The following is an 880-nucleotide window of genomic DNA, read 5'->3' on the forward strand; positions in this document are numbered from 1 at the left end:
CAATAACGTTTATCTGGTATGGCAAGCGAAAGGATTCCCCCAGGCTCCATGAATCCGTGGATTTCATTGAACCACCCCAGCGGGTTCGGGACGTGTTCGATCACATGGGAGGCAACAACGTAGTGAAATCGGCGTGATCCCACTCCATCCCTTAGGCCCGAGGAGCCGACCACGATGTCTACATCTTGGATCTGGTCGTTGCTGACGTTTTCATCGCCACGATACTTGTCACGCAACTTATCTGTAGGCAAGTGATCGGCATATAAAACGCCCGTACCTTTCTTGGGCACTATCGGCTTATGCAGTGGGCCAATTTCCAGCCCTTGCTCTTCGAGCTTCAGGTTCTTGGTGAGCATCGCCACGCGGTCAAAGGGTGCGGTCATCGGGGGTACTTCTTTGGTAGCGGGGACTGGAATACGTGATGAAGTCGCCTTGGACGAGCGAAAAGGCGTCACATTCCCCCTCAAATGGGCGAAGCTTAGCCGGTGCGGTGTCTGAGCCGCGGGTGAGCGATTCGTGGTGATAGAGTTCGGCGTTGGGGGTCCACACGTTGCGGTAGCCTGTCTGCGAAAGACGCAGGCACAAGTCCACATCGTTGAAAGCAACCGCGAGAGACTCGTCGAAGCCGACGTCCTCGACGGGCTCGTCCAACATGAATAAGCAAGGCGACACCGGCCGAATAACCATCTTTGACGCTAGATATCGCCAGGTTATTGGTCGCTGTTGGGGCAGTTCAGACCTTATCAAAGTAAGACCTTGCTTTCTCGGCTGGTGAGGGCATCGCCGGTCAGGAACAACTCAGGCCGTGGCCGCACAGACCGCGCGGCCTTCGAAACGACCGTATTCGAGATAATGCTCCGCGGGGTCGATGCGCGCTTGC

The 880-nt window shown here is 56.0% G+C and carries 2 protein-coding genes; both read right to left on the reverse strand.

The window, feature by feature from the left end; all coding sequences use genetic code 11:
* Window positions 1–383, reverse strand: a 383-nt coding sequence (locus A5673_RS28715) for a bifunctional 2-polyprenyl-6-hydroxyphenol methylase/3-demethylubiquinol 3-O-methyltransferase UbiG (protein WP_156748564.1), incomplete at its 3' end; no start/stop codon positions are given.
* The gene (locus A5673_RS28720) at window positions 367–651 is read right to left on the reverse strand and encodes a glycosyltransferase family 2 protein (RefSeq protein WP_156748566.1); all 285 of its coding nucleotides are present in this window, start codon (window positions 649–651) and stop codon (window positions 367–369) included. The genes A5673_RS28720 and A5673_RS28715, both read right to left, overlap by 17 nt.
* Window positions 652–880 lie beyond the last annotated feature (229 nt).

The sequence above is a fragment of the Mycobacterium sp. E3198 genome, from assembly GCF_001667015.1.
Taxonomy (GTDB): domain Bacteria; phylum Actinomycetota; class Actinomycetes; order Mycobacteriales; family Mycobacteriaceae; genus Mycobacterium.